Below are 25,204 nucleotides of genomic sequence, written 5' to 3'. Positions count from 1 at the left end.
GTCCATCAGGGCCGTACCTCCCACTCGCGCAGCCCCGCCGGATCGATGACCTCCCGGATCAGCCGCAGCTCCTCGGCGGTCGGCTCCCGGGTGGCGGGAACGCCGTCGGCGATGGCGAGCGGGAAGCCGGTCGCCTCCCGCACCCGCTCGGCGGACACCCCCGGGTGCAGGGAGCGCACCCGCATGGTGCGGTCCGGTGTGTCGAAGTCGAGCACCGCCAGGTCGGTCACCACGCGGGGGATGCGGTGGAAGCGGGTGGCGGCGGGACCGACGGCGGCGGCCCGGTCGTAGCCGACGCCGCACACCATGTCGACGCGTTCGACGAAGACGCGCGGGGAGTGCCGGGGCACCCAGTAGCTCGTCGGATTGTTGAGGGTGTTGACGGGCGCTCCGCGCACTCCCAGCAGCTGCCGCCGGGGCCGCTTCCAGTCGCCGACGCAGGAGATGTTCTGGTTGCCATGGGCGTCGAGCTGGCTCGCGCCCATCATCACGTGGCGCTTGCCGCCCATGACCAGCCCGAGGTGGCGGCGGTACGGCAGCCAGCCCTCCACGGTCTCGTCGTCGGCGCCGACCAGTAGCGCCTCGCCGTCGGTGAGCAGCAGGTCGGGTGCGAAGGTGAGCCGCGCCAGCCGGGCGCCGAGCCGCGGTACGAGGCCCATCGGGGCGGCCAGCACCTCCCCGTCGCCCCGCCACGCCTCGGCGCAGGCCAGCACGCAGTACTCGGCCCGGGTGACGGTCATAGCCCCACGCCCTCCTTCGCGTACGCCGCGACCGCGGCCTGGTACGTGTCCTCGTCCCCCGTCAGGAACCGCCGGGCGAACGCCTGCCAGGCCGCCGGGTCGGCGGCGGCCTTCGCGTACGCGCGCTGGAACGCCTCGTCCCGTCCGTAGTCGGGGGCGCAGGACGTGAAGTGCGCGCCATGCGGGGTCTCGATCACACCGGTCACCGCATGGCGCCCCACCAGCAGGGACTGCGGACCGGCCGCCGCCAGGAACTCCGAGGCGGCGACGACGCGTTCGCAGGAGAGATACGCCTGCTCCGCCGCCTCGCAGAACAGATCGTCGAAGTACGGATCGGGGCCCAGATACTGGCCGTTGCCCTGCGCGTCGGCCCGGTTGAGGTGGACGAGCGCCACGTCCAGCCGCAGCGCGGGCACCGCCACCAGCTCCTCGCCGTCCTCGTACGGCGAGACCACCGTCCGCAACCCGGGGTTGACCGTCATCACGTCCGACCCGAGGCCCGCCCGTATCGGCAGGAAGGGAAGCCGGTGCACGGCCGCGGTCAGCCCCCACAGGAACATCGCCTCGTCCAGCTCCACCAGCTCGAAGTCCGCGCGCTCGCGCGCCGCCCGGAAGTGCGGCTCCAGCGGTATCGAATCGAGCGTGGCGAACGCCGTGACCAGCTTGCGGATCTTCCCGGCGGCGGCCAGCAACCCGACGTCGGGCCCGCCGTACGAGACCACGGTCAGGTCCCGGACGTCCGAGCGCAGCAGCGCGCGCACCAGCGCCATCGGCTTGCGCCGGGAGCCCCAGCCGCCGATGCCGACGGTCATGCCGCTCTCGATCCGGCCGACCGCCTCCTCGGCGCTCATCCGCTTGTCGCTCACCGCCCCTCACCGCCCGCGCTTCCGGACCCGCCCGAGACGAACGCGTCCCGGTGGCTGTCGGAGAGTCCCGCGAGATTCGCCTCGAAGGTGAAGCCCTGCTCGAAGCGGTAGCTGCGGTGGACGTCGACCGGGTCGATGCCGTTGATGGCCGCCTTGGCGAGCCGCAGCAGCGCACCGTCCTTGGCGGCGATCTCCCGGGCCAGTTCCAGGGCCGCGTCCCGTAAGCCGGCGCGCGGCACCACCCGCCACACCGAGCCGTGCCGGTGCAACTCCTCGGCGGTCGCGGTGCGCGAGGTGTAGTACAGCGCGCGCATCAGATGCTGGGGGACGAGACGGGCCAGATGGGTGGCCGCGCCCAGCGCTCCCCGGTCCAGCTCCGGCAGCCCGAACGTCGCGTCCTCGGCCGCCACGATCGCGTCCGCGTTGCCCGCCAGGCCGATGCCGCCGCCGAGACAGAAGCCGTGCACCGCGGCGACGACCGGAACCGGGCAGTCGTAGACGGCCGCGAACGCCGCGTGGCAGCCGTGATTGGCGCCGATGAGCGCCTGGTGCCCCTCGGCGCGCTGCATCTCCTTGATGTCCACCCCCGCGTTGAACCCCCGGCCCTCGGCGGCCAGGACCACGCAGCGCATGTCGGGGTCGGCACCCGCGGCGCGCAGCGCGTCGGCCAGCTCGTGCCAGCCGTGCACGGGAAGGGCGTTGACCGGTGGGAAGTCCACGGTGACGACGGCGACGCCCGCTTCGGGGACGGAGGTGGAGACACCCATGAGCAGATCCGCTACCTTTCCACCAAACGTTTGTTAGGCGTGAAGGTAGCAGCGCCCGGCACACAGCGGGAGGGTGAGAAGGGGCCATGGCTGTCTCGATCGACCTGTCCGGCCGCGTCGCCGTCGTCACCGGCGGCACCCGCGGTGTCGGCGCGGGCATCGCCCGGGCCCTGCTCGCGGCCGGCGCCGATGTCGTGGTCTGCGCCCGCCGCCCGCCGGACCGCCCGGTCGCGGCCGCCGGGCGCACGGCCCGCTTCCGGGCGCTGGACGTGCGGGACGCGGCCGCCGTCGCGGACTTCTTCGCCTGGGTGCGCGACGCGTGCGGCCGCCTGGACATCCTGGTCAACAACGCCGGAGGCAGCCCGTACGGACTGCTCGCCGACTCCGGCCCGCGCCGCGCCGCACGGGTCGTCGAACTGAACCTGATCGCGCCCATGACGGTTGCCCTCGGCGCCTACGAGGTGATGCGCGACCAGGAGGGCGGCGGATCGATGGTGATGATCGGCAGCGTCAGCGGCACCCGCCCCTCGCCGGGCACGGCCGCCTACGGAGCCGCCAAGGCCGGCCTGGACAACCTCGCCCGCACCCTCGCCGTGGAATGGGCCCCCGCGATCCGGGTCAACACCCTGGTCCTCGGCATGGTCCACACCGAACTCGCGCATCTGCACTACGGCGACGCCACCGGCGTGGCCGCCGTGTCCCGCACGGTTCCGCTGGGCCGCCTCGCCACCCCGGCCGAGGCGGGCGACGCATGCGTCTTCCTCGCCTCGGGCCTCGCGGCGTACATCACCGGCGCGAGCCTGGCCGTCCACGGCGGCGGAGAGCGACCGGCGTTCCTGGCGGCGGCGCAGCCGCAGGCGGACGTACCACCCTCAGGAGGAGGAGCAGAATGACAACAGGCATCTGCACCGGACGCGTCGCCGTCGTCACCGGCGCCGGTCGCGGCCTCGGCCGGGCGCACGCGCTCGCTTTCGCCGCCGAGGGCGCGCGGGTCGTCGTGAACGACCTCGGCGTGGGACCGGACGGCGCCGGGGAATCCCCGGGCCCCGCCCAGGGGGTGGTCGAGGAGATACGCGCCCACGGCGGCCAGGCCGTCGCGCACGCCGGTGACATCGCCACCGCCGACGGCGCGGCCTCCCTCGTCGCCGCCGCCCTCGAGACCTACGGCCGGCTCGACACCCTCGTCAACAACGCCGGATTCCTGCGCGACCGCATGCTCGTCAACCTCGGCGAGGACGACTGGGACGCCGTGATCCGCGTCCACCTCAAGGGGCACTTCCTGCCCCTCAAACACGCCGCCGCACACTGGCGCGCCGAGGCGAAGGCGGGCCGGACGCCCACCGCGCGCGTCGTCAACACCAGCTCGGGGGCCGGACTGCTGGGCAGCGTCGGACAGGGCAACTACGCGGCCGCCAAGGCCGGGATCGTCGGCCTTACGCTGGTGGCCGCGGCCGAACTGGGCCGCTACGGGATCCAGGTCAACGCCATCGCCCCGGCGGCCCGCACCCGCATGACGGAGTCGGCCTTCGCCGACACCATGGCGGCACCCGACGAACCCGGCGCGTTCGACGCGATGGCACCCGGCAATGTCTCACCGCTCGTCGTCTGGCTCGGCTCCGCCGCCTGCGCCGGGGTCACCGGACGGGTCTTCGAGGCCGAAGCCGGGCGCATCACCGTCATGGAGGGCTGGCGTCCCGGCCCGACCGCCGACAAGGGCGCCCGCTGGACCCCGGCCGAAGCCGGTGAGGCCGCGGCGAAGCTGCTCGCCGGTGCCCAGCCGCCGGGGCCGGTGTACGGGGCGTCCTGACGCGCCCGGACACGCACCCTCAGGGCACGCATCCGGCGCGCCGCAGAACCGTCATGAACCGGGAGGCGAAGACCGGGTGACCGTCGGCCGAGGGGTGCAGCCGGTCCAGCCCCTCCGGCTCCAGCAGCAGCCGCGTACAGCTGGGCCCGAACACCTCCGGACCGTGGACGTAATGCACGTTCTTGTCGCCGTGGTCGCGCAGCAGCGCCACGGCCCGCCGTATGTGCGCCCGGCACTCGCGCATCGTCATCCCCGAGGGCCCGGCCACCTCCTCCCGCCCGGGCGCGGTGATCGTCGACATCACGGCGAACGGGGTGTCCGGATGGCCCTCCCGAACGGTGCGCACGAAACCGACGAGCGCCGAGGCGAGCGCGTCGCGGTTGTGGCTGCCGAGCGCCTGGATGTTGATGCCGACGCACATGGTGAGCACCTCGGCCGGGAGGTCCCGCATCAGCCGCGCCGTCATCGGCTGCAGGCAGCAGGCCGCTCCGAGCGCCAGCGAGGTCAGATCCCAGCCGGCGCGGCGCGCCACCAGGGTGGCCCACGTCCGGCTCGGCGACGCGGCCCCGCGACCCTGCGAGATGGAACTGCCGAAGTGGACCCAGCGCGGCCGCTGTCCGGCGCTGTCCCGCTCGACGGCCGAGCCCGCGTCCAGGGCCAGCCCCCGCAGGCGGAACTGGTGGTAGTACGGCAGCCACAGCTCGACGGTCGTCATGCGCCCCGGCAGCCCGTCGACCCGGACCTCCGCGTCCCCGCCGTGCGTCTCCAGGCCGACGGTGGCCGTCCGCCGCCCGTCGCACACCACGTCGAGCCGGGCCCGCTCCTCGGGGCCGTTCAGCCTCGGCGGGGGATCGGCCTGGTAGCGGCAGACGAGTGAGACGCTGTCGGTGCGCAGGGTCACCCGCACCCCGGACGGCATCGCGGCCCGCCCCAGCCCGCCCTCGGGGAGGTACAGCGCGGCGTCCTCGTACGGCAGACGCCAGGGAGCCGTCCAGCCGGGGCCGCGCTGAAGGGACACCGCGCCCCGGTAGGTCAGGCACGGATCGTCATCACCGATGTCGAGCGGGGCGGGCCGATCGTCCATGACCCGGAGTCTGGCACGCCCCACCGAAAGCGCATGCGGCTCAGAGCCTTCAGATGCCGCGAAGCCTCAGATGCTGATGCCGTGTGCGCGCAGATAGCTCAGCGGGTTGATGTCCGAGCCATAGGCGGGTCCGGTGCGCACCTCGAAGTGCAGATGCGGACCGGTGGTGTTCCCGGTCGAGCCCGAACGACCGATCTGCTGACCGACGTTGACGCCCTGCCCGGCGCGCACCGACAGCTGGGACAGGTGCGCGTACTGGCTGTACTTGCCGTCCGGGTGCCGGATGACCACCTCGTACCCGTACGCGTCCGCCCAGCCCGCCGAGACCACCTGGCCCGTGGCCATGGCCTTCACCGACGTGCCGACGCCCACCGGGAAGTCGATGCCGGTGTGATGGCCGCTCGACCAGCTGGACCCGGACGCGCGGTAGGAGGTGGTCGGGCTGACGCCGCTTACGGGAGCGGTGAAGCCGGTGGCGGCGGCGGGCTTCGCGGCGGGCTTGCTCACGTGCCGCTCGGCGTGGCGCGGTACGGCCCTGGACTTGGCCTTCGCCTTGGCCTGGGCTCTGTGCCTGGCCTGGGGCTTCGCCGCGGGCTTGCCCTCGGCCTCCTGCGTGGCCTTGGTCCCGCTCAGGGAGAGCTTCTGGCCGGGGTAGATCAGATCGGGGTCGGAGCCCACCGTCGCGCGGTTGTTCTCGTAGAGCGCGTGCCAGCCGCCGCGCACATCCTGTGCGTCGGCGATCCGGGACAGGGTGTCGCCGCCGACGACCACATAGGGGCCGGATTTCGTGGACGCGTTGCCCGGCAGGCTGGTGGGCGTCGGCTTGCTGTGCCGCACCTGCTCGGTGGTGTTCGCGCGCTCCTTGGCCACCGCCTTGACGACCTGCGGTGCGGTCTGCGGCGCGGCGGCGCCCCGCGCCAAACCGGCCTTCCCCGAGCACACCGGCCATGCCCCCGGCCCCTGGCCGTCGAGCACCTTCTCGGCGACGGCGATCTGCTGGGTCTTGGTGGCCAGATCGGCCCGCGCCGCGTAGGCGGTGCCCCCGTACGCCGCCCAGGTGCTCTGGGTGAACTGCAGCCCGCCGTAGAAGCCGTTCCCGCTGTTGATGTCCCAGTTGTTCGTGGACTCGCACTGGGCGACCTTGTCCCAGGTCTCGCTGGAGGCGGCGTTCGCGCCCGTGGCGGCGACGAGGGGGAGTGCGATGCCGGCGCCGCCCGCCGTGACGCTCAGCGAGGCACGGGAGATGCGGTTGGGCTTGTAACGGCGGTGGCGTCCCCGTAAGGGCATGGACGGCTCCTTCTCCTGCTGCCTGTGAGGTGCTGCCCATGAGGCGGGCTGCCAAAGCGGGCTAAACATAAGGGGCCCGATTTGGCCACAACAAGAGGGAGTTCACACCGAAAAAGGGCCACAACGCGCTGTGCTGCGGCCCTCCTTCGGTGATGTGATGTGTATCACATGAATTCGGTCGGTGGCTCAAGCGGGACGCAGGGTGACGATCATCCGCTCCCGCATCCCACCATCCCCATGCGTCACATCCGTACCGCCAGTGACAGCGCGAAGCGGCCCGCGGCGTCGGTCCACCAGTGCCGCGACTCCAGCCCCGCGGCGGCCAGTTCGGCCCGCACCTTCTCCTCCCGGAACTTCGCGGACACCTCGGTACGGACTTCCTCCCCGGCGGCGAAGGACACCGCGAGATCCAGCGCGGGGATCTTCACGGTGAGGTCCTTGGCGGCGCGCAGCCGCATCTCGATCCATTCCCGCTCGGCGTCCCACACGGCGACATGGTCGAAGTCCGCCGGGTCGAGGTCGGCCCCCAGTTCGCGGTCGAGGACCCTGAGCACGTTCTTGTTGAACTCCGCGGTGACGCCCTGCGCGTCGTCGTACGCGGCGACGAGCGTGGCCTCGTCCTTGACCAGGTCGGTCCCGAGCAGCAGCGCGTCCCCCGGCGACAGCAGGGCGCTCACCGCGGCCAGGAACTCCGCCCGCTCGGGCGGCAGCAGATTGCCGACCGTGCCGCCGAGGAACGCCAGCAGGCGCGGCCCCGGAATGTCGTCGGGCAGCGAGAGCCCGCCGAGGAAGTCGGCGACCAGCGCGTGCACCGTCAGCTCCGGATGGTCGGCGAGCAGGGCGTGCCCGGCCAGCTCCAGGGCGCTCTCGCTCACATCCACCGGAACGTAGGCGTGCAGATCCGGCAGGGCCTCGATCAGATGGCGGGTCTTCTCGGAGGACCCGGAGCCCAGCTCGATCAGGGTCCGGGCGCCGGTGGCGTCGGCGATCTCCGCCGCGCGCGCGATCAGGATCTCCCGCTCCGCGCGCGTCGGGTAGTACTCGGGCAGCCGGGTGATCTCCTCGAAGAGTTCGCTGCCCCGCGCGTCGTAGAACCACTTCGGCGGCAGCTGTTTGGGGGTGCGGGTCAGCCCTTCGGCGACATCGGCGCGCAGGGCCGCGGCCGTGGCGTCGGCGGGCAGGGTGCGGGTGACGGTGAAGGGGCTCACGCGGAACCCTCCTTGAGTGCGGTGAGGAGTACATCCGAGCGGGTGGCGGTGAGCAGCGTGCGGTCGGGGACCTCGGTCCACCGCGGATCGTCGTCGTACGGCTCGGAGGCGACCACGACCGCGCGGTCCGGGCCGGTCAGATACCAGAGCGTGTCGCCCCAGGCCGTGGCGGCGATCGTCTCCCCGTCCATGAGCAGCAGGTTGAGCCGCGAACCGGGCGCGGCGGCGGCCACCGCCTCGGTGGTCCGGGCCAGCGCCTCGGCCGGCTCGTGGCCCAGCCGCAGCGCGTGCAGCGTCAGCGCCCAGACGAGCGCCGAGTCGCAGCGCGCCTCCAGACCGAGCAGATCGGCGGGCGGCAGGGACGCGGCGAGATCCGCGAGCGTGTGCGGCCAGCCGCTGATGGCTCCGTTGTGGCTGAACAGCCAGGCGCCGGAGGCGAAGGGGGAGGCGCCCGCCTCGCCGTCGGCGCTCGCCACGGTGGCGTCCCGTACCGCGCCCATCAGCGCCCCGGTGCGTACCACCCGGGCGAGATCGGCGAACGACAGGTCGCCCCAGATGGGCCCGGCGCGCCGGTAGCGCGCGGGCACCGGGTCGCCCGGCGCGTACCAGCCGACGCCGAACCCGTCGGCGTTGACGGTGCCGTGCGCCTGCCGCCGCGGAGCCCATGACTGCGTGAACAGACTGTGCTCCGGGGCGATGACGACCTCGCCGATGGGCTTCTCGGGCCCCAGATACGCCAGATGCCTACACACCGGCGCCTCCGTGGAAGCAACCTGCTGCCCGCCGGCGCGCGCTCATGAGGCCTCCGCCGGGGACGCGTCGCGGGCGGTGCGGAAGCCCGAGAAGATCTGGCGGCGGATCGGCAGGTCCCAGTTGCGGAACGTGCCGCGGCAGGCGACCGCGTCCACGGCGAAGGAGCCGCCGCGCAGCACCTTGTACCCGGGCCCGAAGAAGACCTGCGAGTACTCGGGGTAGGGGAAGACGGTGAACCCCGGGTAGGGCAGGAAGTCGCTCGACGTCCACTCCCACACGTCCCCGATCAGCTGCCGTACGCCCAAGCCCGAGGCGCCCCGCGGATAGCTGCCGGCCCGTGCGGGCCGCAGATGACGCTGGCCGAGGTTGGCGTGGTCGGGGGTGGGGTCCTCGTCGCCCCAGGGGTAGCGCCGGGACCGGCCGCTCGCCGGGTCGTGGCGGGCGGCCTTCTCCCACTCCTCCTCGGTGGGCAGCCGGCGCCCGGCCCAGCGGGCGTAGGCATCCGCCTCGTACCAGCTCACATGGACCACCGGCTCCTCGGGCGGCACCGGCTCGGTCACCCCGAAGTGCCGGCGCAGCCACTGGCCGCCCTCGCGCCGCCAGAACAGCGGGGCGGTCAGGCCGTGCTCCTGGATGTGCGCCCAGCCCTCGGCGGTCCACCAGCGCCGCTCGGTGTAGCCGCCGTCGGCGATGAAGTGCGCGTACGCGCCGTTGGTCACCGGGGTGGTGTCGATGAAGAAGGGCGGCACCAGCCGGTGGTGGGCGGGGCGCTCGTTGTCCAGTGCCCAGGGCTCGGACGAGGTGCCCATGGTGAACGGGCCGCCCGGGACCAGCACCTCTTCCGGCAGGATGTCAGCGGCGGTGTCGGGTGGTGGCGGGGCGGTGAGGGCCGCCGGGCCGCGGCGCAGCTGATGGGTGATGAGCATCGTCTCGTCGTGCTGCTGTTCGTGCTGCGCGATCATGCCGAAGGCGAAGGCCGCGTCGACGAGGGGGGCGCCGCGCAGTTCGGTCCGCTCCAGGACGTCGAGCACGCGGTTGCGTACGTCCGCGACATAGCCGCGGGCCTCGGCGGGCGCCAGCAGCGGCAGCGTGGGGCGCGACGCGCGCGGATGCTCGAACGCGTCGTACACCGAGTCGATCTCGGGGCGCAGGGCGTCCTGTCCGCCGACGGCGCGCAGCAGCCACTGCTCCTCCTGGTTGCCGATGTGCGCCAGGTCCCAGACCAGCGGCGACATCAGGGGGGAGTGCTGGGCGGTGAGGTCGTGTTCGTCCACGCAGGTGGTGAGGGTGTGGGTACGGTCGCGCGCGGTGCGCAGAACCGATTCGGCGCGCTGTCGCAGCGCCTCGGGGTCGAGTGCGGGGCCGGAAGCGGTCATGACCGTTCCTCCTTCCCGGGAAGGGGGGCGAGCAGATCGTCGGCCGGACATCGGCCACGGGCGACATACCGGTCCGCGAAGTCGGCGACGGCGGATACGACGGCGGGGGAGGCCCCGATCCGGGGCAGCGCCTCCAGCGCCGTGGCGAAGCAGGCCACGGCGGCGTTGCGCAGCTCGGGGTCGGTCAGGGCGTCACGGGTCGCCGTCATCCACAGCGGATTGCAGGGCGCGGGCCGGGCGCCCGCCGTCTCGGCGAGCGGCTTCACCACGCGGTAGACGGTCTCCGCGGCCTGGGGGTCGTCGAAGAGCGCCACCGTCACGGCGAGGGGCACGATCCACCCGTCCTCGCCGCTCTGCGCGTCGATCATGCGCAGTTCGAGGTGGCCGCGCGGCCGGACGGGTGGGAAGAGGGTCGAGACATGGAAGTCGAGATCGTCCTGGGTGGGCGGCCGCGGCAGACCGGTGCGGGCCCACTCCCGGAAGGTGAGGCCGTCCGGCACCGCCCAGCGCGCGCCGTCGTCCCGGATGGCCATCACGGGCGCGTCCAGCACGTACCCGGCCCAGGTGGCGCGCGGATCCCTGCCGTCGGGCGGGGCCAGGGTGCGCCCGGGGTCCATCGCCGCCCACAGCGCCTGGCGGGTCGAGCGGAAGCCGGTCGGGCGGCCCTCACGCAGCGGAGAGTTGGCGAACGCGGCGGTCAGTACGGCGCCCAGCAGATGGGCCAGCCGCCAGCGCCGCCCGAGGCCCAGTGGGCCGGGCTCCTCTTGACCGGCGTCCACGCAGACCTGTACGGAGGCGGTGTTGCACATCATGGAGCGCCCCGCCGGTCCCCGGCGGTTGAAATAGTTCTCCATGGAGTCGTAGCGGGGTGTGGCGAGGATCCTGCGCGGCGGACGCCAGGGGTCGTGTCCATGGCCCGCGATGCCGAGGCCCAGCTCGGCGAGGAGCGCCCGGACGAGGGCCAGATCGGCGGCGGCGGACTCCACGCATGCGGTGAGGGAGTCGGCCGGGAGGGAGCTGAGCTCCAGCTGGCCGCCGGGTTCGAAGGTGAGCGCGGACGCGAGGGGCAGTCCGCGCAGGGCGGTGACCGCGGCTTCCAGCCGGGCCGCCTCGATGGGTCGTGCGGGGTCGTGCGGGTCGTACATGAGCCATTCGAGCTCGACGCCGATGCGTCGCGGGGGACCGGTTTTGAAACAGATGCCGTGGAGTCTGGCTTCCATCTCGGCCTCGTCGATCGCCTTGCTGTCGGGCACAGTCGTCATCTCCCGTCCCGTTCCGGCCATCGGATCGCTGTGATACGAACCGATATGTCGGCACCCACTCTTGTCCGTCGAGGTCCCGGGCTCAAGGGTGCCTCCAGAGTTGCACAAGAGTTCACCGCGCGCCGGGTGGGAAGGCAGGATGGCTGAAGCCGCCGTGCGAGCCGGTTTCCCTGTCCCTACCGACTGGTTAGTATGTGCGCCCGACGCGTTACGACGCCCCGACGCGTTACCGCGCCCCTACCGAAAGCTTCTGGAGGCCACCGGATGCAGGCATGGCGAGTGCACGACAATGGCGAGCCGCGTGAGGTGATGCGCCTCGACGACGTGCCGGATCCGGTGGCCGGTCCCGGGGAAGTGCTCCTGCGGGTCCGGGCCGTCAACGTCAACTTCCCGGACGCCCTGCTGTGCCGCGGCCACTACCAGGTGCGGCCGCCCATGCCGTTCACCCCGGGCGTGGAGCTGTGCGGCGAGATCGTCGCCCTCGGCGAGGGAGCGCGGGGCGAGGTGGGGGCGCGCGTCCTGGCCACCCCCACGCTCCCCTCGGGCGGCTTCGCCGAGTACGTGACCGTCGACGCGGCCACCGTGCTGCCGGCGCCCGACGCGCTGGACGACGCCCAGGCCGCGGCCCTGCACATCGGCTACCAGACGGGCTGGTTCGGACTGCACCGCCGGGCCGGGCTGCGGGCCGGGGACACGCTGCTGGTGCACGCCGCCGCGGGCGGCGTCGGCAGCGCCGCCGTCCAGCTCGGCAAGGCGACCGGGGCGCGGGTGATCGGCGTCGTCGGCGGCGAGGAGAAGGCCCGGGTCGCCCGCGAACTGGGCTGCGACGTGGTGCTCGACCGGCGCGCCGACGACATCGTGGCCGCGGTCAAGGAGGCCACCGGCGGACGCGGCGCCGACGTCGTCTACGACCCCGTCGGCGGCGACGCCTTCGCCCAGTCCGTCAAGTGCATCGCCTTCGAGGGCCGGATCGTGGTGGTCGGCTTCGCCAGCGGCGTCGTCCCGCAGGCCGCCCTCAACCACGCCCTGGTCAAGAACTACGCCATCCTCGGCCTCCACTGGGGCCTCTACAACACCCACGACCCCGCGGCGATCCGCGCCTGCCACGACGAGCTGACCAAGCTCGCCGCCCAGGGCACCGTCGCACCGCTGGTCAGCGAGCGGGTGCCGATAGAGGGGGCCGCGGACGCCGTCCAGCGCGTCGCCGACGGTGTGACCACCGGCCGCGTCGTGGTCGTCCCCGGACAGCCCGCGGGAGGCGCCCGATGAGCACGCCCCACAACCCGACAGCCGAGAACGCCACGGCCCAGGACACCGCCGCCGTGGACGCCGACGGACTGCGGCACCGCACCCGCGCGCTCCTCGACGCCCACCCGCCGGCCACCACCGACCGCCTGGACTTCCTGCGCGCCCGCTTCGACGCCGGACTCGCCTGGGTGCACTACCCGGTGGGGCTGGGCGGACTGGACGCCCCCCGCTCGCTCCAGGCCGTCGTGGACGCAGAACTCGAGGCCGCCGGCGCACCCGACAACGACCCCCGCCGCATCGGCATCGGCCTCGGCATGGCCGCGCCCACCATCCTCGGGTTCGGCACCGAGGAGCAGCGGCAGCGGCTGCTGCGCCCGCTGTGGACCGGCGAGGAGGTGTGGTGCCAGCTGTTCAGCGAGCCCGGCGCCGGCTCCGACCTCGCCGCACTCGCCACCCGGGCGGTGCGCGACGGCGACGAATGGGTGGTCGACGGGCAGAAGGTCTGGACGTCCAGCGCCCATCTCGCCCGCTGGGCCATCCTCATCGCCCGCACCGACCCCGACGCGCCCAAGCACCGCGGCATCAGCTACTTCGTCTGCGACATGACCGACCCCGGTGTCGAGGTCCGGCCCCTGCGCCAGATCACCGGAGAGGCCGAGTTCAACGAGGTCTTCCTGACCGGTGTGCGCATCCCCGACAGCCGCCGCCTCGGCGAGATCGGCGAGGGCTGGCGGGTCGCCCAGACCACCCTGATGAACGAGCGCGTCGCCATCGGCGGCGGCCGCGTCCCTCGCGAGGGCGGCATGATCGGCCTGGTCTCCGGCACCTGGCGCGACCGCCCCGAACTGCGCACCCACGATCTGCACCAGCGGCTGCTGCGGCTGTGGGTGGACGCCGAGGCCGCCCGGCTCGCGGGCGAGCGGCTGGGCCAGCAGCTCGCCGTCGGGCAGCCCGGGCCCGAGGGCTCGGCCATGAAGCTCGCCTTCGCCCGGCTCAACCAGGAGATCAGCGCCCTGGAGGTCGAGCTGCTGGGGGATGAGGGCCTGCTCTACGACGACTGGACGCTGCGCCGCCCCGAACTTGTCGACTTCACCGGACGCGAGGCCGGCTACCGCTATCTGCGTGCCAAGGGCAACTCCATCGAGGGCGGCACTTCCGAGGTTCTGCTCAACATCATCGCCGAACGCGTCCTGGGCCTGCCGCCCGAGCCGCGGACCGACAAGGACGTCCCGTGGAAGGATCTGCCCCGATGAGCACCCCGGACCTGCTCTACACCGAGGCCGAGGACGATCTGCGCGCGGCCGTGCGGTCGCTGCTCACCGACCGCTGCCCGCCCGCCGCCGTGCTCTCCGAGGCCGAGAGCGGCCGGGCGCACGACCCCGGACTGTGGAGCTCACTGGGCACCGGGATGGGCACGGCCGGGCTGCTCGTGCCCGACAAGCTCGGCGGACAGGGCGCCACCGCGCGCGAGGCGGCGGTCGTCATGGAGGAACTGGGCCGGGCCGTCGCCCCCGTGCCGTACCTCACCAGCGCCGTCCTCGCGGTCAGTGCCGTGCTGGCCTGCGACACCGGCGAGGCCGCCGTGGCGCGCCTGCTCGGCACCCTCGCCGAAGGCCGCGACGTCGGCGCGCTGGCGGTCCCCGCGGCCACCACCCCCGGCGGCGGCGCCCCGGCCGCCACCGTACGGGTGGACGGCGACGGGACGCTCAGCGGCCGGATCTCCCATGTCGCGGGCGCGGCGGGCGCCGATGTGCTGCTCGTCCCCGCCGAGGGACCGGACGGATACGGCCTGTACGCCGTGGTGACCACGGAAGCCAGCGTCTCCGTGGAGCCCCTGACCTCGCTCGACCTCACCCGGCCCGTCGCCGCGGTGACTCTCACCGGCGCCCCCGCGCGCCGGCTGGCCGGACCCGACCGCGCCCAGGCCGCCGTCGTACGGGCGCTGCTGACCGGCGCCGGACTGCTCGCCTCCGAGCAGCTGGGCGTGGCCGAGTGGTGTCTGACCGAGACCGTTCGGCACACCAAGGAGCGCCATCAGTTCGGCCGCCCCGTCGGGTCGTTCCAGGCGCTCAAGCACCGGATGGCGGCGCTCTGGCTGGAGCTGGTCTCGGCCCGCGCCACCGCCCGGCACGCCGCCGACGCGCTGGCCGCCGACAGCCCGGACGTCCCGGTCGCGGTGGCCGTGGCGCAGGCGTACTGCGGGGAGGTGGCGGTGCACGCGGCCGAGGAGTGCGTGCAGCTGCACGGTGGCATCGGCATGACCTGGGAGCACCCGGCGCACCTCTACCTCAAGCGTGCCAAGAGCGCCGAGACCCTGCTCGGCACCCCGGGCCGCCACCGCCAGGCGCTCGCCGGCCTGGTGGACCTCCCGGCTCCCACCGGCTGACCGGCCGCGCCCGGTGAATCCGCCCCGCAGCGGGCCGGGTTCACCGGGCCTCGCGGGAACCCGGAGGTCGAACGGGAGATCGGCACTCGTGTGGAGTACCCGCTTCGAGTGGATTCAGGGCGATTCTGCGCCACACTGACGGCCGGATCCCGATCCCCTGAAGCGGCCCAGGAGGCTCCCCATGGCCATTTCGATTTCCGTGGTCCTGCTCCTGCTGATCCTGGCGGTGGTCTTCCTGCGCAGCGGCGGGCTGCGCGTCTCGCATGCACTGGTGTGCGTCACGCTGGGCTTCTACCTGGCGAGCAGCAGCATCGCGCCCACCATCTCCGAGGGCCTGTCCGCGACCGCGGACGTGGTCAGCAGCGTGCGCCCCTGACCGGCGCCCGCGACCGCGGTACGGCCACCGCTCAGCGGCCGATCTCGACGTCCTCCAGCACACCCAGGGCGTCGGGCACCAGAACCGCCGCCGAGTAGTAGGCACTCACCAGATACGACGTCACGGCCTGCTCGTTGATGCCCATGAATCGCACGTTCAGACTGGGCTCGTACTCATCCGGAATGCCCGTCTGGTGCAGACCGATGACGCCCTGGCTCTCCTCCCCGGTGCGCAGCGCGAGGATCGAGCTGGTGCCGGACTCCGTCACCGGAATTTTGTTGCAGGGCAGCAGCGGCACTCCGCGCCAGGCGCGCACCGCGACCCCCGCCACCTCGGCGCCCTGCGGATACAGCCCCCGGCTGCTGCACTCGCGGCCGAAGGCGGCGATGGTGCGCGGATGCGCCAGCAGATACTGCGTCTTACGGCGGCGGGCCAGCAGCTCGTCCAGATCGTCCGGGGTGGGCGGGCCGCTGCGGGTGTGGATGCGCTGGGGGAGGGCGGCATTGTGCAGCAGGCCGAACTCCTTGTTGTTGACCAGCTCGTGCTCCTGACGCTCCCGCAGCGCCTCGATGGTCAGCTTCAGCTGCTCCTCGACCTGGTTCATCGGCTCGTTGTAGAGGTCGGCGACGCGGGTGTGGACGCGCAGGATCGTCTGAGCCACGCTCAGCTCGTACTCCCGCGGCTTCAGCTCGTACTCCGCGAACGTCCCCGGAATCACGGGCTCCCCGGTGTGGCCGGAGGTGATCGCGATATCGGCCTCACCCTTCCGGTTCTGCGCGGGCGCGGTCCGCCCGGACGCCTCCTGGAGATGGCCGCGCAGCGCCTCGGACCGGTCGGCGGTCTCCTGGAAGACCCGGCGGGGGAGGGTGAGCACCGTGGTCCGCGTGACGGCCCGCGCGGTGAACTCCCAGGTGCCCTCCGGCCCGGTCAGCACCGAGTCGCCGAAGTACTCCCCGTCGGCCAGCAGGCCGAGCGCGGTGCCCTCGTCGTAGGCCCCGGGCGCGATCTGCCGGACCTTGCCATGGGCGATGAGGAACACCTGGTCCGCCGGGCGCCCCGCCTCGACCAGCACATCGCCGGGCGCGTACTCCCGCTGCACGCAGCCGTCCGCCAGTGCCTCCAGCACCGCGGTGTCGCCGAAGCCGCGCAGCGTCGGCAGCTCACCCAGCTCCGGCGGAATCACCCGCACCTCGGATCCGGTGCTGATGAACTCGATCCGTCCGTCCCCGACCGTGTAGCTGAGCCGCCGGTTCACCCGGTACGTACCGGCCGACACCTGGACCCAGGGCAGCACGCGCAGCAGCCACCGCGAGGATTTGGCCTGCATCTGCGGGACGGACTTGGTCGTGGTCGCCAGATTCCGGGCGGCGGCCGTTCCCAGACTCTGCGGCTGCTCGCCGGACTCCACGGAGGTGGTCATCTGTGTTCATCACCCATTTCGGTAGCGGGAGGGGGCGTTGCGGGAGGTCGTACGGGCGGCCGAGGGCGTGGCCGCCGGGCCATCAGAGTCCGATTTCCACGTTTTCCAGGATTCCGAGCGCGTCCGGGACGAGGACGGCCGCGGAATAGTAGGCGCTGACGAGATACGAGATGATGGCCTGGTCGTTGATTCCCATGAACCGGACAGAAAGGCTCGGTTGGTATTCATCCGGAATTCCGGTCCGGTGGAGCCCGATGACGCCCTGGTTCTCCTCTCCGGTGCGCAGCGCGAGGATCGAGCTGACCCCGCTGTGGGACACCGGAATCTTGTTGCACGGGAAGATGGGCACCCCGCGCCAGGCCGGCACCGCGTGCCCGTTCACCTCGGCGTGCTGCGGGACGATGCCCCGGCTGTTCAGCTCCCGGCCGATCGCCGCGATGGCCCGCGGGTGGGCCAGGATCAGTCCCGGGTCCTTCCAGACGGTGGCCAGCAGCGCGTCGAGGTCGTCGGGGGTGGGCGGGCCGCTGCGGGTGTGGATGCGCTGGGAGAGGTCCGCGTTGTGCAGCAGGCCGATCTCGGGGTTGTTGACGAGCTCGTGTTCCTGGCGCTCGCGCAGTGCCTCGATGGTCAGCCGGAGCTGCTGCTCGACCTGGTTCATCGGTTCGTTGTAGAGGTCGGCGACGCGGGTGTGGACACGCAGGACCGTCTGGGCGACGCTCAGCTCGTACTCGCGCGGCGTCAGCTCGTACTCCGCGAACGTCCCCGGCAGCGCCGGTTCGCCCGCGTGTCCCGAGGTCAGCTCGATGGACGCCTCGCCGTGCTCGTTCTGCGCGGCCACCGGCGCCGAGCGGACCGCCTCCACATGCGCCCGCAGCTCCCGGGAGCGGTCCAGTTGCTCCTCGAACTCCTGCCGGGACAGGGCCAGCGCCGTGCAGGAGGTGACCGCCTTGACCGTGATGCCCCAGGCGCCGGGCTCGGCGGCGGCCAGCTCCCGCTCGCCGAAGTGGTCGCCGCCGGCGGCCGAGCCGACCACCGAGGGCTCGTCGAACGCCCCCTCGGCCAGCTTGTCGACCTTGCCGTGGGCGAGCAGGATCAGCTCGTCGGCCGGGCGACCGGCCTCCACCAGCAACTCTCCGGGGGCGAACTCGCGCTGGGTGAAGCGGTCCGCCAGCGCTTCCAGCACCGCGGTGTCCTCGAAGGCCCGCAAGAGCGGCAGCTCGCGCAGTTCGACGGGGATGACCCGCACCGCCGACCCGCTGGTGGTGAACTCCACCCGCCCGTCGCCGAGCGTGTGCGACGCCCGGCGGTTCACGCGGTACGAACCACCCGGCACCTGCACCCACGGCAGCATGCGCAGCAGCCACCGCGAGGTGATGCCCTGCATCTGCGGCACGGACTTTGTCGTCGTCGCCAGATTCCGTGCCGCCTCCGTGCCCAGACTCGTGGGCGGCTGCGGATTGCCGATACCGGAACCTGATTCAACGGACGTCGTCATCGTGAATGCTCACCCATCCCTGTACGGACTTGAAGAGATATTCCGCTCGAGCAACTGCCAAGCTATCAGCGGATTTTGGGCTGTGCATTCACTCAAAAGAGTGCGTCACCAGGGGTTTGCGGAATTGGCGGCGCGTGAATACTCCGATCCCATTCGGGACCGGGCGCTCGGCGCCACCCGCCCGCGCCGCGCTCGTCGGCCATAACGGCGCTTGCGCCGAAGCGTGGCGCGCGGGCGTCGGCGTGCGCCGGTGCCGCCCCGGCCGACCGCGGGAACGGGACGGAAATGGCCGGGGACCACCTGCGGAACTCTTCGCACGCCCCTGCCCACGGAGACCGCGGCGCCCCGATACTCACTGGCGTCCGAACACGCACATCCGGCACCGCGCCGGGACGAGAGCCGGGAGGCCCCATGGTCCGCCGTACACGCCGCGCCTTTGTCGTCACCCTCGGAGCCGCACTCGCGGGCGGCACGGCCGCCCCGGCGTTCGCGGACTCATCGGGCCCCAGGCCCAAGCCGCCGCTGGCAAGAGCCCACGCGCACAACGACTACGAGCACCCGCACCCGCTCACCGACGCCCTGTCCCACGGCTTCGGCAGCGTCGAGGCCGACATCTGGCTGGTGGGGGACCAGTTGCTGGTCGCCCACGACGCGACGGAACTCGACCCCACCCGCACCCTGGAATCCCTCTACCTCGACCCGCTGTTCCAGCGCGTCACGGCGAACCGCGGCCGGGTCTACCGCGGCTACGACCTGTCGCTGCAACTGCTGATCGACATCAAGACCCCCGGCGAGGCCACCTACCTCGAACTCACCAAGCGGCTGCGCCGCTACAGCCGGATGTTCAGCAGCGCCTACGGCGGTGTCGCGGGCCAGGTGCGGCGCGGTGCCGTGACCGCCGTCATATCGGGCGACCGCGGAGCACGCGCCCCCATGGAGGCCGAGAAGGTGCGCCACGCCTTCTACGACGGACGGCTGGAGGACATGGGCACCGGCGTGCCCGCCTCCTTCATCCCGCTCATCAGCGCCGACTGGACGAAGACCTTCACCTGGCAGGGCGTCGGCCCGATGCCGAAGGAGGAGCGGGAGAAGCTGTACCAGATCACCGTCGCCGCCCACGCGGCCCGGCAGAAGGTGCGCTTCTGGGCCACGCCCGACCTGGCGGGCCCGGCGCGCGACGCCGTGTGGCGGGAACTGCTGGCCGCGCAGGTCGACTACCTCAACACCGACGACCTGGCAGGTCTGGAGGACTTCCTGCGCGGCGCTCGCTGACGCCGCACGAGGACCCGGCGGGCGGGCCCGGCGGATTCGCGGAAATCGGTTCGCGGGACGCCGGTCCGTTCCGTCATGCTGGCCGTCATGCTGATCAGGACCGCCACCCCCGAGGACTGGCCCGCGATCTGGCCCTTCCTGCACCGCATCGTCGCCGCGGGTGAGACGTACACCTATCCGCGCGACCTGGACGAGGACCGGGCCCGCGACATCTGGATGCTGACGTCCCCGGGCCGGACCGCCGTCGCCACCGACGCCGAGGGCCGGGTGCTCGGCTCGGCCAAGATGAACCCCAATCAGATGGGGCCCGGCGCGCACGTGGCGGGCGCCAGCTTCATGGTGGCGCCCGAGAGCGCCGGGCGGGGCGTCGGCCGCGCGCTCGGTGAGCACGTCCTGGAGTGGGCGCGCGCCGAGGGCTACCAGGCGATGCAGTTCAACGCCGTGGTGGAGGCCAACACCCGGGCGGTCGCGCTGTGGCGCTCACTCGGATTCGAGGTGGTGGGCACCGTGCCCAAGGCGTTCCACCATCCGGCGGAGGGCTACGTCGGGCTGCACATCATGCACCGCTTCCTGTGACCGCGGCCGCCTCCCTGAGCCCGGCCGGATCGTCGAGGACGGCCTGCACCACGGAGTGCGCCGCGCCGAGCAGCGGACCGTCGGAGCCCAGCCGCGAGACCGTCACCACGCCCTGACCGGAGCGCGCCGGGTCCGCGACCCGCACCGCCAACTCCCGCTCCAGCGCGGGCAGCAGCCAGGGCGCCAGCGGGGTGAGCGCGCCCCCGAGCACCACCGTGCGCGGGTCGAGGAGGTTCACGGCACCGGCCAGCGCGATGCCGAGCGCCACCCCCGCCCCGCGCAGCGCGCTCCGCACCCGGCGGTCGCCGTCCGCCGCCCGCTCGGCCAGCAGGGCGATCCGGCCGCCGGGGCCAGGATGCTGGGCCGCGGCCTGTTCGGGGGACAGACCGCTCGCCCGCAGCACCGCCTCCTCGCCCGCGTACTGCTCCAGGCAGCCGCGCCCGCCGCACGCGCACGCGGGCCCTTCGGGCCGTACCGGCACATGGCCCAGCTCGCCCGCGAAGCCGTGGGTGCCGCGCAGCAGCCGTCCGTCGAGCACGACCGCGGCGCCGATGCCGATTTCGGCCGAGACATGGACGAAGTCCCGCGGCGCCGGGTCATGGCCGCCCCGCCACAGCTCGGCGAGCGCCCCGAGATTGGCCTCGTTGTCGACGTTCAGCGGCACCCCGGGCAGTGCGGCGCGCAGAGCGGGGCCGATGTCCACGCCCTCCCAGCCGAGGTTGGGGGCGCGTACGACCAGCGACGACTCGCGCGCCACCAGGCCGGGCACCGCCACCGCGAGCCCGGCCGGCCGCAGCCCCTCGCGCTCCGCCTCCGCCGCCACCTGACGGACCAGCCCGGCGAGCCGGTCGAGCGCCGGGCCCACGGCGCGGTCCCGGTTCGCCGACGCCATCTCCGTACGGGCCCGCACCCGGCCGCCGAGGTCCACGGCGCAGACGGCCAGATGGTCCACGCCTATCTCCGCGCCGATCCCGGCCGGGCCGCGCTCGTTGAGCCGCAGCGCGCTGCCCGGGCGGCCGACCGTGCCGGGCCGGGACGGGCCCAGCTCGACCAGCAGGCCGTCCCGGATCAGCTCGTCCACCAGCGTGGAGACCGCCGCCCGGGTCAGCCCCACCCGGGCCGCGACGGACGCGCGGGAGAGCGGTCCGTGCGCGGCCACGGCGTGCAGCACGAGGGAGAGATTGCGGCGGCGCATCGCCTGCTGGGTATTGGGCTGTGGCTCTGCCACCGTCGTCGTCTCCTCTCCTGGGTTTCGTACGGTCCAAGCGGGGTTCAGGCCCGACGCAGCAGACCGTCCGTGTCGGACAGCACCCGCGCGATGCGCTCCCGCGCCTCCTCGTCGCGCTCCACCGCCTCGTACGACGGCCCGTCCGCGGTCGCCCAGCGGCGCGCCACCGCCGCCGGGTCCTCGCCCAGCGCCAGCCCCGCGGCCTGGGCGGCGGCGCCGAGGGCGACCAGCTCCTGCGCCCGCGGCACCTGGACGGGCCGGCCGCTGAGCCGCCGCACCGTCTCGCGCCAGGCCGTGCCCTTGGCGCCGCCGCCGATGAGCAGCAGCGGAGTGTCGGGGGCCGCGTCCGCGTCCAGCACCTGACCGAGCGCTGTCAGCAGGGTGAAGACGGCGCCGTCGTAGGCGGCCTGGAGGAGCCCGCCCGGCGTCGTGTCGTGGCGCAGCCCGTGCAGCAGCCCGGAGGCATGGGGCAGGTTCGGGGTGCGCTCACCGTCCAGGAACGGAAGGAGCACGGCCTGCCCGCCCGGCTCCACCGCCTCCCGGTCCCGGCCCAGCAGCGCAGCGACCTTGTCGACGGCGAGCGTGCAGTTGAGGGTGCAGGCCAGCGGAAGCCAGGCGTCACGGGTGTCGGCGAACCCGGCGACCACCCCCGTGGGGTCGGCGGGACGGTGTTCCGAGACCGCGTACACGGTGCCGGAGGTGCCGAGGCTGAGCACCGGCTGCCCCGGGCGCAGTCCAAGACCGAGGGCCGCGGCCATGTTGTCGCCGGTTCCGGTGGCCACCAGGGCGCCGGTGGGCAGCGGCAGGTCCGGCAGGTCCCGTACGGTCCCGGCCGCCTCGCCGTGCCGCAGCACGCGCGGCAGCAGGGCGGGGGAGAGCCCGATCCGGCCGAGGATCTCCTCGTCGTACGCCTCGGTGCCGGACGCCCACCAGCCAGTGCCCGAGGCGTCGCCGCGGTCGGTCGTGCCGTATCCGGTGAGCCGTTCGGTGAGGTAGTCGTGGGGGAGCCGGACGGCCGCGGTGGCGCGGGCCGCCTCCGGCTCGTTCTCCCTGAGCCAGGCCCATTTGGTGACGGTGAACGATGTGGCGGGCACGCTGCCGATCCGCTCCGCCCACGCCTTGGGGCCGCCCAGCTCCTCGACCAGCCGGTCGCGCTGCGGCGCCGAGCGCACGTCGTTCCACAGCAGCGCGGGGCGTACCGGACGGCCGGCGGAGTCCAGCGTCACCAGCCCGTGCTGCTGGCCTCCGATGGAGACCGCGGCCGCCTGCCGGGCGTGCGGACCGCACTGCCGCAGCGCCTCCGCCAGCGCCTCCCACCACTGCTCGGGATCGCTCTCCTTGCCCTCGCCGCCGGCTCCGCCGCCGACGGTGTGCGGACCCTGACCGCGTGCGACGACCCGGCCGGTCGCGGCGTCGACGACCAGCGCCTTGGTCGACTGCGTGGAGCTGTCCACGCCGACGACCAGCGGTCCTTCCGGCACGGGCACGGCTGCTGCTGCCATCTCGCGCTCTCCCTTGCGTCCCTGTGTGCTGCGTGTGCTGCGACGAGTCTTATCCGGCCTGAGCGGGCCTTCCCACGGAATGCTCGCGCATACTAATTTGTAAAGTGCCATGACGAAATAGCCGTGAGAGGCGAGGGAGTCGCGATGAGCTACAGCCCCACCCCCGAGGACAGGTTCACCTTCGGCCTGTGGACGGTCGGCTGGCAGGGCCGGGACCCGTTCGGGGACGCCACCCGCCCGGCGCTCGACCCCGTCGAGTCCGTCACCCGGCTCGCCGAACTCGGCGCGTACGGTGTCACCTTCCACGACGACGACCTCATCCCCTTCGGCGCCTCGGAGACCGAGCGCGAGTCCCACATCAAGCGCTTCCGGCAGGCCCTGGACGCCACCGGCATGACCGTGCCCATGGCCACCACCAACCTGTTCACCCATCCGGTCTTCAAGGACGGCGCCTTCACCGCCAACGACCGGGACGTCCGCCGCTACGCCCTCCGCAAGACCCTGCGCAACATCGACCTCGCGGTCGAGCTGGGCGCGAAGACCTATGTGGCCTGGGGCGGCCGCGAGGGCGCGGAGTCCGGTGGCGCCAAGGACGTGCGCGCCGCGCTCGACCGGATGAAGGAGGCGTTCGACCTGCTCGGCGCGTACGTCACCGAGCAGGGCTACGATCTGCGCTTCGCCATCGAGCCCAAGCCCAACGAGCCGCGGGGCGACATCCTGCTGCCCACCGTCGGCCACGCCCTCGCCTTCATCGAGCGGCTGGAGCGGCCCGAGCTGTACGGGGTGAACCCCGAGGTCGGTCACGAGCAGATGGCCGGGCTGAACTTCCCGCACGGCATCGCCCAGGCGCTGTGGGCGGGCAAGCTCTTCCACATCGACCTCAACGGCCAGTCCGGCATCAAGTACGACCAGGACCTGCGGTTCGGGGCGGGCGATCTGCGGGCCGCCTTCTGGCTCGTCGACCTGCTGGAGACGGCCGGCTACGAGGGGCCGCGCCACTTCGACTTCAAGCCGCCGCGCACCGAGGACATCGCGGGCGTCTGGGCGTCGGCCGCCGGCTGCATGCGCAACTACCTCATCCTCAAGGAGCGGGCGGCGGCCTTCCGCGCCGACCCGGAGGTCCAGGAGGCGCTGCGCGCCTCGCGCCTGGACGAGCTGGCCCGGCCCACCCTGGACGAGGGCGAGACCCCGGCCGCGCTGCTCGCCGACCGCACCGCCTTCGAGGAGTTCGACGTCGAGGCCGCCGCCGGGCGCGGCATGGCCTTCGAGCGCCTGGACCAGCTCGCCATGGACCATCTGCTGGCCGCGCGCGGCTGACCGCGACCGGCCGCCGGTCCCGCCCCCCGACGGGACCGGCGGCCTTCGCTTCACCGGACCGGGAAGTTCACCGGACCCGGCGGATCAGGAGGGCTGCCAGCCGGCGAGCCAGTCCGCGATCTCGTAGTCGGCGGCCTGCGCGTCGGTCAGCTGCGGCCGGTCGCCGCTCGCCGCACCGGAACCGGCGCCCGTGTTCCTGTACTCCGCGAAGCGGTCGTCCTTCCAGGAGAAGCCGCTCATGTCCGTCCACGGCGTGGTCTTGACCGCCCCCGACAGGCTCGTGTTGCGGACGACCGTCTGCGGATCGAGGCTCGCGTCCCCGCCCGCGTGCCAGGGGCGGCCGAGGTAGAAGGACCGGCTGGTGACGTCCCCGCTGATGGTGCTGTTGATGAACAGGAAGCCCTTCTTCCCGGCCGCGGTCGACGGCGCCGCGACATAGCCGCCGGAGCTGCCGTCGTAGCGCTTGACGAGCCGGATCGTCGACTTGTCGATGACGGCGGAGGCGCGGCCGAAGACGAAGTCGACATTGCCCTGGATCACGGCGTTGCCGACGTACACCCGGCCGGTCCTGTCCTTGCTCGCGGAGTCGAGCAGCAGGGTGTCCTGGTCGCCGACCGCGCCGATGTCGTCCAGCACGATCTTGTCGGCCGCGGTGCGCAGCGCGACCGCCTGCTTGTCGGTGATGCTCGTGTTGGCCTCGTTGAAGTCGTTCACGAACTGCAGATGGCGCGCCTGGAAGTCGTCGGCCTCGACGGCGACGGTCGCGCTGCCGCCGGTGCCGTAGGTCCCGCCGCCGGGCTTGGGGGTGCCGGAGGCGTTGTTGTAGACGATCGTCACGTCGCTCTTGTTGCCGGTGCTGCCCACCAGCCGGATGTGCGGCTTGTTGGAGGGGATCTTCACGGTCTCCCGGTACGTACCGGGCTTGACGGAGATGGTGACCGCGGAGGAGTTGTTCGCCGGGACCGCGTTGACGGCCGCCTGGACGGTCGTGTACTGACCGCTGCCGTCCTTGGCGACGACCAGGGTCGCCGCCGCGGCGGAACCGGCCGCGTGGGCCCGGCCGCTGTCTCCGAACCACCCGGTGGCCGGAACGGCGACCAACGCGGCGCCGGTGGCGAGGGCCAGGGGGCCGATGGGCGGACCGGGGCGGCGGCGCCGGGAGCGCGGACGCGATGGGGGCATGGGGGATCTCCGTCCCGTGGAGGCGTGGGGGGCTTCTGACGCCCTACGGTTG

General features: G+C 73.0%; 23 protein-coding genes. 9 read left to right on the top strand and 14 right to left on the bottom strand.

The genetic code is table 11. The annotated features are described in order from the left end of the window. Positions 1-5 precede the first annotated feature (5 nt). The 3 genes from ACH4SI_RS23435 to ACH4SI_RS23425 are packed head-to-tail and all read right to left on the bottom strand — an operon-like array spanning position 6 to position 2,373. A complete protein-coding gene (locus ACH4SI_RS23435; protein WP_398298572.1) occupies positions 6-740 on the bottom strand; it encodes a CoA-transferase subunit beta in 735 nt (244 codons plus the stop codon). Beyond that, entirely contained in the window at positions 737-1,606 is an 870-nt protein-coding gene (locus ACH4SI_RS23430; protein WP_398298570.1) for a CoA transferase subunit A, read from the bottom strand. The genes ACH4SI_RS23435 and ACH4SI_RS23430 overlap by 4 nt, the downstream gene beginning before the upstream one ends. Further along, positions 1,603-2,373: an enoyl-CoA hydratase family protein gene (locus ACH4SI_RS23425; RefSeq protein ID WP_398298568.1), complete on the bottom strand. Its 771-nt coding sequence runs from the start codon at positions 2,371-2,373 to the stop codon at positions 1,603-1,605. The genes ACH4SI_RS23430 and ACH4SI_RS23425 overlap by 4 nt, the downstream gene beginning before the upstream one ends. 86 nt (positions 2,374-2,459) lie before the next feature. Between ACH4SI_RS23425 and ACH4SI_RS23420 the strand changes: the two genes are divergently transcribed. Further along, the gene (locus ACH4SI_RS23420; protein ID WP_398298566.1) at positions 2,460-3,266 is read left to right on the top strand and encodes an SDR family oxidoreductase; all 807 of its coding nucleotides are present in this window, start codon (positions 2,460-2,462) and stop codon (positions 3,264-3,266) included. Next, a complete protein-coding gene (locus tag ACH4SI_RS23415; RefSeq protein ID WP_398298564.1) occupies positions 3,263-4,180 on the top strand; it encodes an SDR family oxidoreductase in 918 nt (305 codons plus the stop codon). Before ACH4SI_RS23420 ends, ACH4SI_RS23415 begins: the two co-directional genes overlap by 4 nt. 19 nt (positions 4,181-4,199) lie before the next feature. Here the strand turns inward: ACH4SI_RS23415 and ACH4SI_RS23410 are convergent, their stop codons facing one another. The 6 genes from ACH4SI_RS23410 to egtA all read right to left on the bottom strand — a co-directional run bounded on the left by ACH4SI_RS23410 (position 4,200) and on the right by egtA (position 11,171). Continuing rightward, positions 4,200-5,264: a GDSL-type esterase/lipase family protein gene (locus tag ACH4SI_RS23410; protein WP_398298562.1), complete on the bottom strand. Its 1,065-nt coding sequence runs from the start codon at positions 5,262-5,264 to the stop codon at positions 4,200-4,202. Positions 5,265-5,330: 66 nt separating this feature from the next. Beyond that, positions 5,331-6,551, bottom strand: coding sequence for a transglycosylase family protein (locus tag ACH4SI_RS23405; RefSeq protein WP_398298561.1), 1,221 nt, complete (start codon positions 6,549-6,551; stop codon positions 5,331-5,333). Between the two features lie 242 nt (positions 6,552-6,793). Beyond that, positions 6,794-7,759, bottom strand: a complete 966-nt coding sequence (gene egtD, locus ACH4SI_RS23400; RefSeq protein WP_398298560.1) for an L-histidine N(alpha)-methyltransferase — start codon at positions 7,757-7,759, stop codon at positions 6,794-6,796. Beyond that, positions 7,756-8,511 (bottom strand): ergothioneine biosynthesis protein EgtC, encoded by a 756-nt coding sequence (egtC, locus tag ACH4SI_RS23395; RefSeq protein ID WP_398298559.1) that lies wholly within the window; start codon positions 8,509-8,511, stop codon positions 7,756-7,758. Before egtC ends, egtD begins: the two co-directional genes overlap by 4 nt. A gap of 42 nt (positions 8,512-8,553) precedes the next feature. Beyond that, entirely contained in the window at positions 8,554-9,888 is a 1,335-nt protein-coding gene (gene egtB / locus ACH4SI_RS23390; RefSeq protein WP_398298558.1) for an ergothioneine biosynthesis protein EgtB, read from the bottom strand. Continuing rightward, a complete protein-coding gene (gene egtA, locus ACH4SI_RS23385; RefSeq protein ID WP_398298555.1) occupies positions 9,885-11,171 on the bottom strand; it encodes an ergothioneine biosynthesis glutamate--cysteine ligase EgtA in 1,287 nt (428 codons plus the stop codon). The genes egtB and egtA overlap by 4 nt, the downstream gene beginning before the upstream one ends. A gap of 243 nt (positions 11,172-11,414) precedes the next feature. Here egtA and ACH4SI_RS23380 point away from each other — a divergent pair, with 243 nt between their 5' ends. The 4 genes from ACH4SI_RS23380 (at position 11,415) to ACH4SI_RS23365 (ending at position 15,160) form a co-directional block, all read left to right on the top strand. After that, entirely contained in the window at positions 11,415-12,419 is a 1,005-nt protein-coding gene (locus ACH4SI_RS23380) for an NADPH:quinone oxidoreductase family protein (RefSeq protein ID WP_398298553.1), read from the top strand. Next, positions 12,416-13,651 carry an acyl-CoA dehydrogenase family protein gene (locus ACH4SI_RS23375; protein ID WP_398298551.1) on the top strand — a complete coding sequence of 412 codons (1,236 nt, stop codon included), beginning with the start codon at positions 12,416-12,418 and terminating at the stop codon, positions 13,649-13,651. Before ACH4SI_RS23380 ends, ACH4SI_RS23375 begins: the two co-directional genes overlap by 4 nt. Continuing rightward, positions 13,648-14,784 carry an acyl-CoA dehydrogenase family protein gene (locus ACH4SI_RS23370; RefSeq protein WP_398298549.1) on the top strand — a complete coding sequence of 379 codons (1,137 nt, stop codon included), beginning with the start codon at positions 13,648-13,650 and terminating at the stop codon, positions 14,782-14,784. The genes ACH4SI_RS23375 and ACH4SI_RS23370 overlap by 4 nt, the downstream gene beginning before the upstream one ends. Positions 14,785-14,965: 181 nt before the next feature. Then, positions 14,966-15,160 carry a hypothetical protein gene (locus ACH4SI_RS23365; protein ID WP_009720740.1) on the top strand — a complete coding sequence of 65 codons (195 nt, stop codon included), beginning with the start codon at positions 14,966-14,968 and terminating at the stop codon, positions 15,158-15,160. 31 nt (positions 15,161-15,191) lie between these two features. Here the strand turns inward: ACH4SI_RS23365 and ACH4SI_RS23360 are convergent, their stop codons facing one another. Next, the gene (locus tag ACH4SI_RS23360; RefSeq protein WP_398298547.1) at positions 15,192-16,580 is read right to left on the bottom strand and encodes a family 2B encapsulin nanocompartment shell protein; all 1,389 of its coding nucleotides are present in this window, start codon (positions 16,578-16,580) and stop codon (positions 15,192-15,194) included. A gap of 82 nt (positions 16,581-16,662) precedes the next feature. Next, positions 16,663-18,075: a family 2B encapsulin nanocompartment shell protein gene (locus ACH4SI_RS23355; RefSeq protein WP_398298544.1), complete on the bottom strand. Its 1,413-nt coding sequence runs from the start codon at positions 18,073-18,075 to the stop codon at positions 16,663-16,665. 411 nt (positions 18,076-18,486) lie between these two features. Between ACH4SI_RS23355 and ACH4SI_RS23350 the strand changes: the two genes are divergently transcribed. Further along, positions 18,487-19,347 carry a phosphatidylinositol-specific phospholipase C/glycerophosphodiester phosphodiesterase family protein gene (locus ACH4SI_RS23350; protein ID WP_398298542.1) on the top strand — a complete coding sequence of 287 codons (861 nt, stop codon included), beginning with the start codon at positions 18,487-18,489 and terminating at the stop codon, positions 19,345-19,347. A gap of 87 nt (positions 19,348-19,434) precedes the next feature. Beyond that, positions 19,435-19,923: a GNAT family N-acetyltransferase gene (locus tag ACH4SI_RS23345; RefSeq protein WP_398298540.1), complete on the top strand. Its 489-nt coding sequence runs from the start codon at positions 19,435-19,437 to the stop codon at positions 19,921-19,923. Here the strand turns inward: ACH4SI_RS23345 and ACH4SI_RS23340 are convergent. After that, entirely contained in the window at positions 19,904-21,151 is a 1,248-nt protein-coding gene (locus tag ACH4SI_RS23340; RefSeq protein WP_398298538.1) for an ROK family protein, read from the bottom strand. The genes ACH4SI_RS23345 and ACH4SI_RS23340 overlap by 20 nt on opposite strands. Before the next feature lie 44 nt (positions 21,152-21,195). Further along, positions 21,196-22,638 (bottom strand): xylulokinase, encoded by a 1,443-nt coding sequence (xylB, locus tag ACH4SI_RS23335; RefSeq protein WP_398298803.1) that lies wholly within the window; start codon positions 22,636-22,638, stop codon positions 21,196-21,198. A 159-nt stretch (positions 22,639-22,797) separates the two neighbouring features. On the opposite strand from xylB, the gene xylA reads away from it, so the two are divergent. Then, the gene (xylA, locus tag ACH4SI_RS23330) at positions 22,798-23,970 is read left to right on the top strand and encodes a xylose isomerase (protein WP_398298536.1); all 1,173 of its coding nucleotides are present in this window, start codon (positions 22,798-22,800) and stop codon (positions 23,968-23,970) included. Positions 23,971-24,054: 84 nt separating this feature from the next. Here the strand turns inward: xylA and ACH4SI_RS23325 are convergent, their stop codons facing one another. Then, positions 24,055-25,152, bottom strand: a complete 1,098-nt coding sequence (locus ACH4SI_RS23325; protein ID WP_398298534.1) for a pectinesterase family protein — start codon at positions 25,150-25,152, stop codon at positions 24,055-24,057. Positions 25,153-25,204: the final 52 nt, after the last annotated feature.

Source organism: Streptomyces sp. NPDC021212 (genome assembly GCF_044332925.1).
GTDB lineage: Bacteria > Actinomycetota > Actinomycetes > Streptomycetales > Streptomycetaceae > Streptomyces.
Note: the sequence above shows the minus strand (reverse complement) of the source record. Positions and strands in the feature narration are given on the sequence as shown.

Excerpts from the sequence above, each read along its gene's own strand:
- ACH4SI_RS23355 (WP_398298544.1), bottom strand. The coding sequence starts at position 18,075 with ATGACGACGTCCGTTGAATCAGGTTCCGGTATCGGCAATCCGCAGCCG.
- ACH4SI_RS23345 (WP_398298540.1), top strand. The coding sequence starts at position 19,435 with ATGCTGATCAGGACCGCCACCCCCGAGGACTGGCCCGCGATCTGGCCC.
- ACH4SI_RS23410 (WP_398298562.1), bottom strand. The coding sequence starts at position 5,264 with ATGGACGATCGGCCCGCCCCGCTCGACATCGGTGATGACGATCCGTGC.
- egtA (WP_398298555.1), bottom strand. The coding sequence starts at position 11,171 with ATGGCCGGAACGGGACGGGAGATGACGACTGTGCCCGACAGCAAGGCG.
- ACH4SI_RS23370 (WP_398298549.1), top strand. The coding sequence starts at position 13,648 with ATGAGCACCCCGGACCTGCTCTACACCGAGGCCGAGGACGATCTGCGC.
- ACH4SI_RS23350 (WP_398298542.1), top strand. The coding sequence starts at position 18,487 with ATGGTCCGCCGTACACGCCGCGCCTTTGTCGTCACCCTCGGAGCCGCA.
- ACH4SI_RS23425 (WP_398298568.1), bottom strand. The coding sequence starts at position 2,373 with ATGGGTGTCTCCACCTCCGTCCCCGAAGCGGGCGTCGCCGTCGTCACC.
- ACH4SI_RS23415 (WP_398298564.1), top strand. The coding sequence starts at position 3,263 with ATGACAACAGGCATCTGCACCGGACGCGTCGCCGTCGTCACCGGCGCC.
- ACH4SI_RS23435 (WP_398298572.1), bottom strand. The coding sequence starts at position 740 with ATGACCGTCACCCGGGCCGAGTACTGCGTGCTGGCCTGCGCCGAGGCG.
- ACH4SI_RS23380 (WP_398298553.1), top strand. The coding sequence starts at position 11,415 with ATGCAGGCATGGCGAGTGCACGACAATGGCGAGCCGCGTGAGGTGATG.
- ACH4SI_RS23325 (WP_398298534.1), bottom strand. The coding sequence starts at position 25,152 with ATGCCCCCATCGCGTCCGCGCTCCCGGCGCCGCCGCCCCGGTCCGCCC.
- xylA (WP_398298536.1), top strand. The coding sequence starts at position 22,798 with ATGAGCTACAGCCCCACCCCCGAGGACAGGTTCACCTTCGGCCTGTGG.
- egtB (WP_398298558.1), bottom strand. The coding sequence starts at position 9,888 with ATGACCGCTTCCGGCCCCGCACTCGACCCCGAGGCGCTGCGACAGCGC.
- ACH4SI_RS23375 (WP_398298551.1), top strand. The coding sequence starts at position 12,416 with ATGAGCACGCCCCACAACCCGACAGCCGAGAACGCCACGGCCCAGGAC.
- ACH4SI_RS23405 (WP_398298561.1), bottom strand. The coding sequence starts at position 6,551 with ATGCCCTTACGGGGACGCCACCGCCGTTACAAGCCCAACCGCATCTCC.
- ACH4SI_RS23360 (WP_398298547.1), bottom strand. The coding sequence starts at position 16,580 with ATGACCACCTCCGTGGAGTCCGGCGAGCAGCCGCAGAGTCTGGGAACG.
- ACH4SI_RS23420 (WP_398298566.1), top strand. The coding sequence starts at position 2,460 with ATGGCTGTCTCGATCGACCTGTCCGGCCGCGTCGCCGTCGTCACCGGC.
- ACH4SI_RS23365 (WP_009720740.1), top strand. The coding sequence starts at position 14,966 with ATGGCCATTTCGATTTCCGTGGTCCTGCTCCTGCTGATCCTGGCGGTG.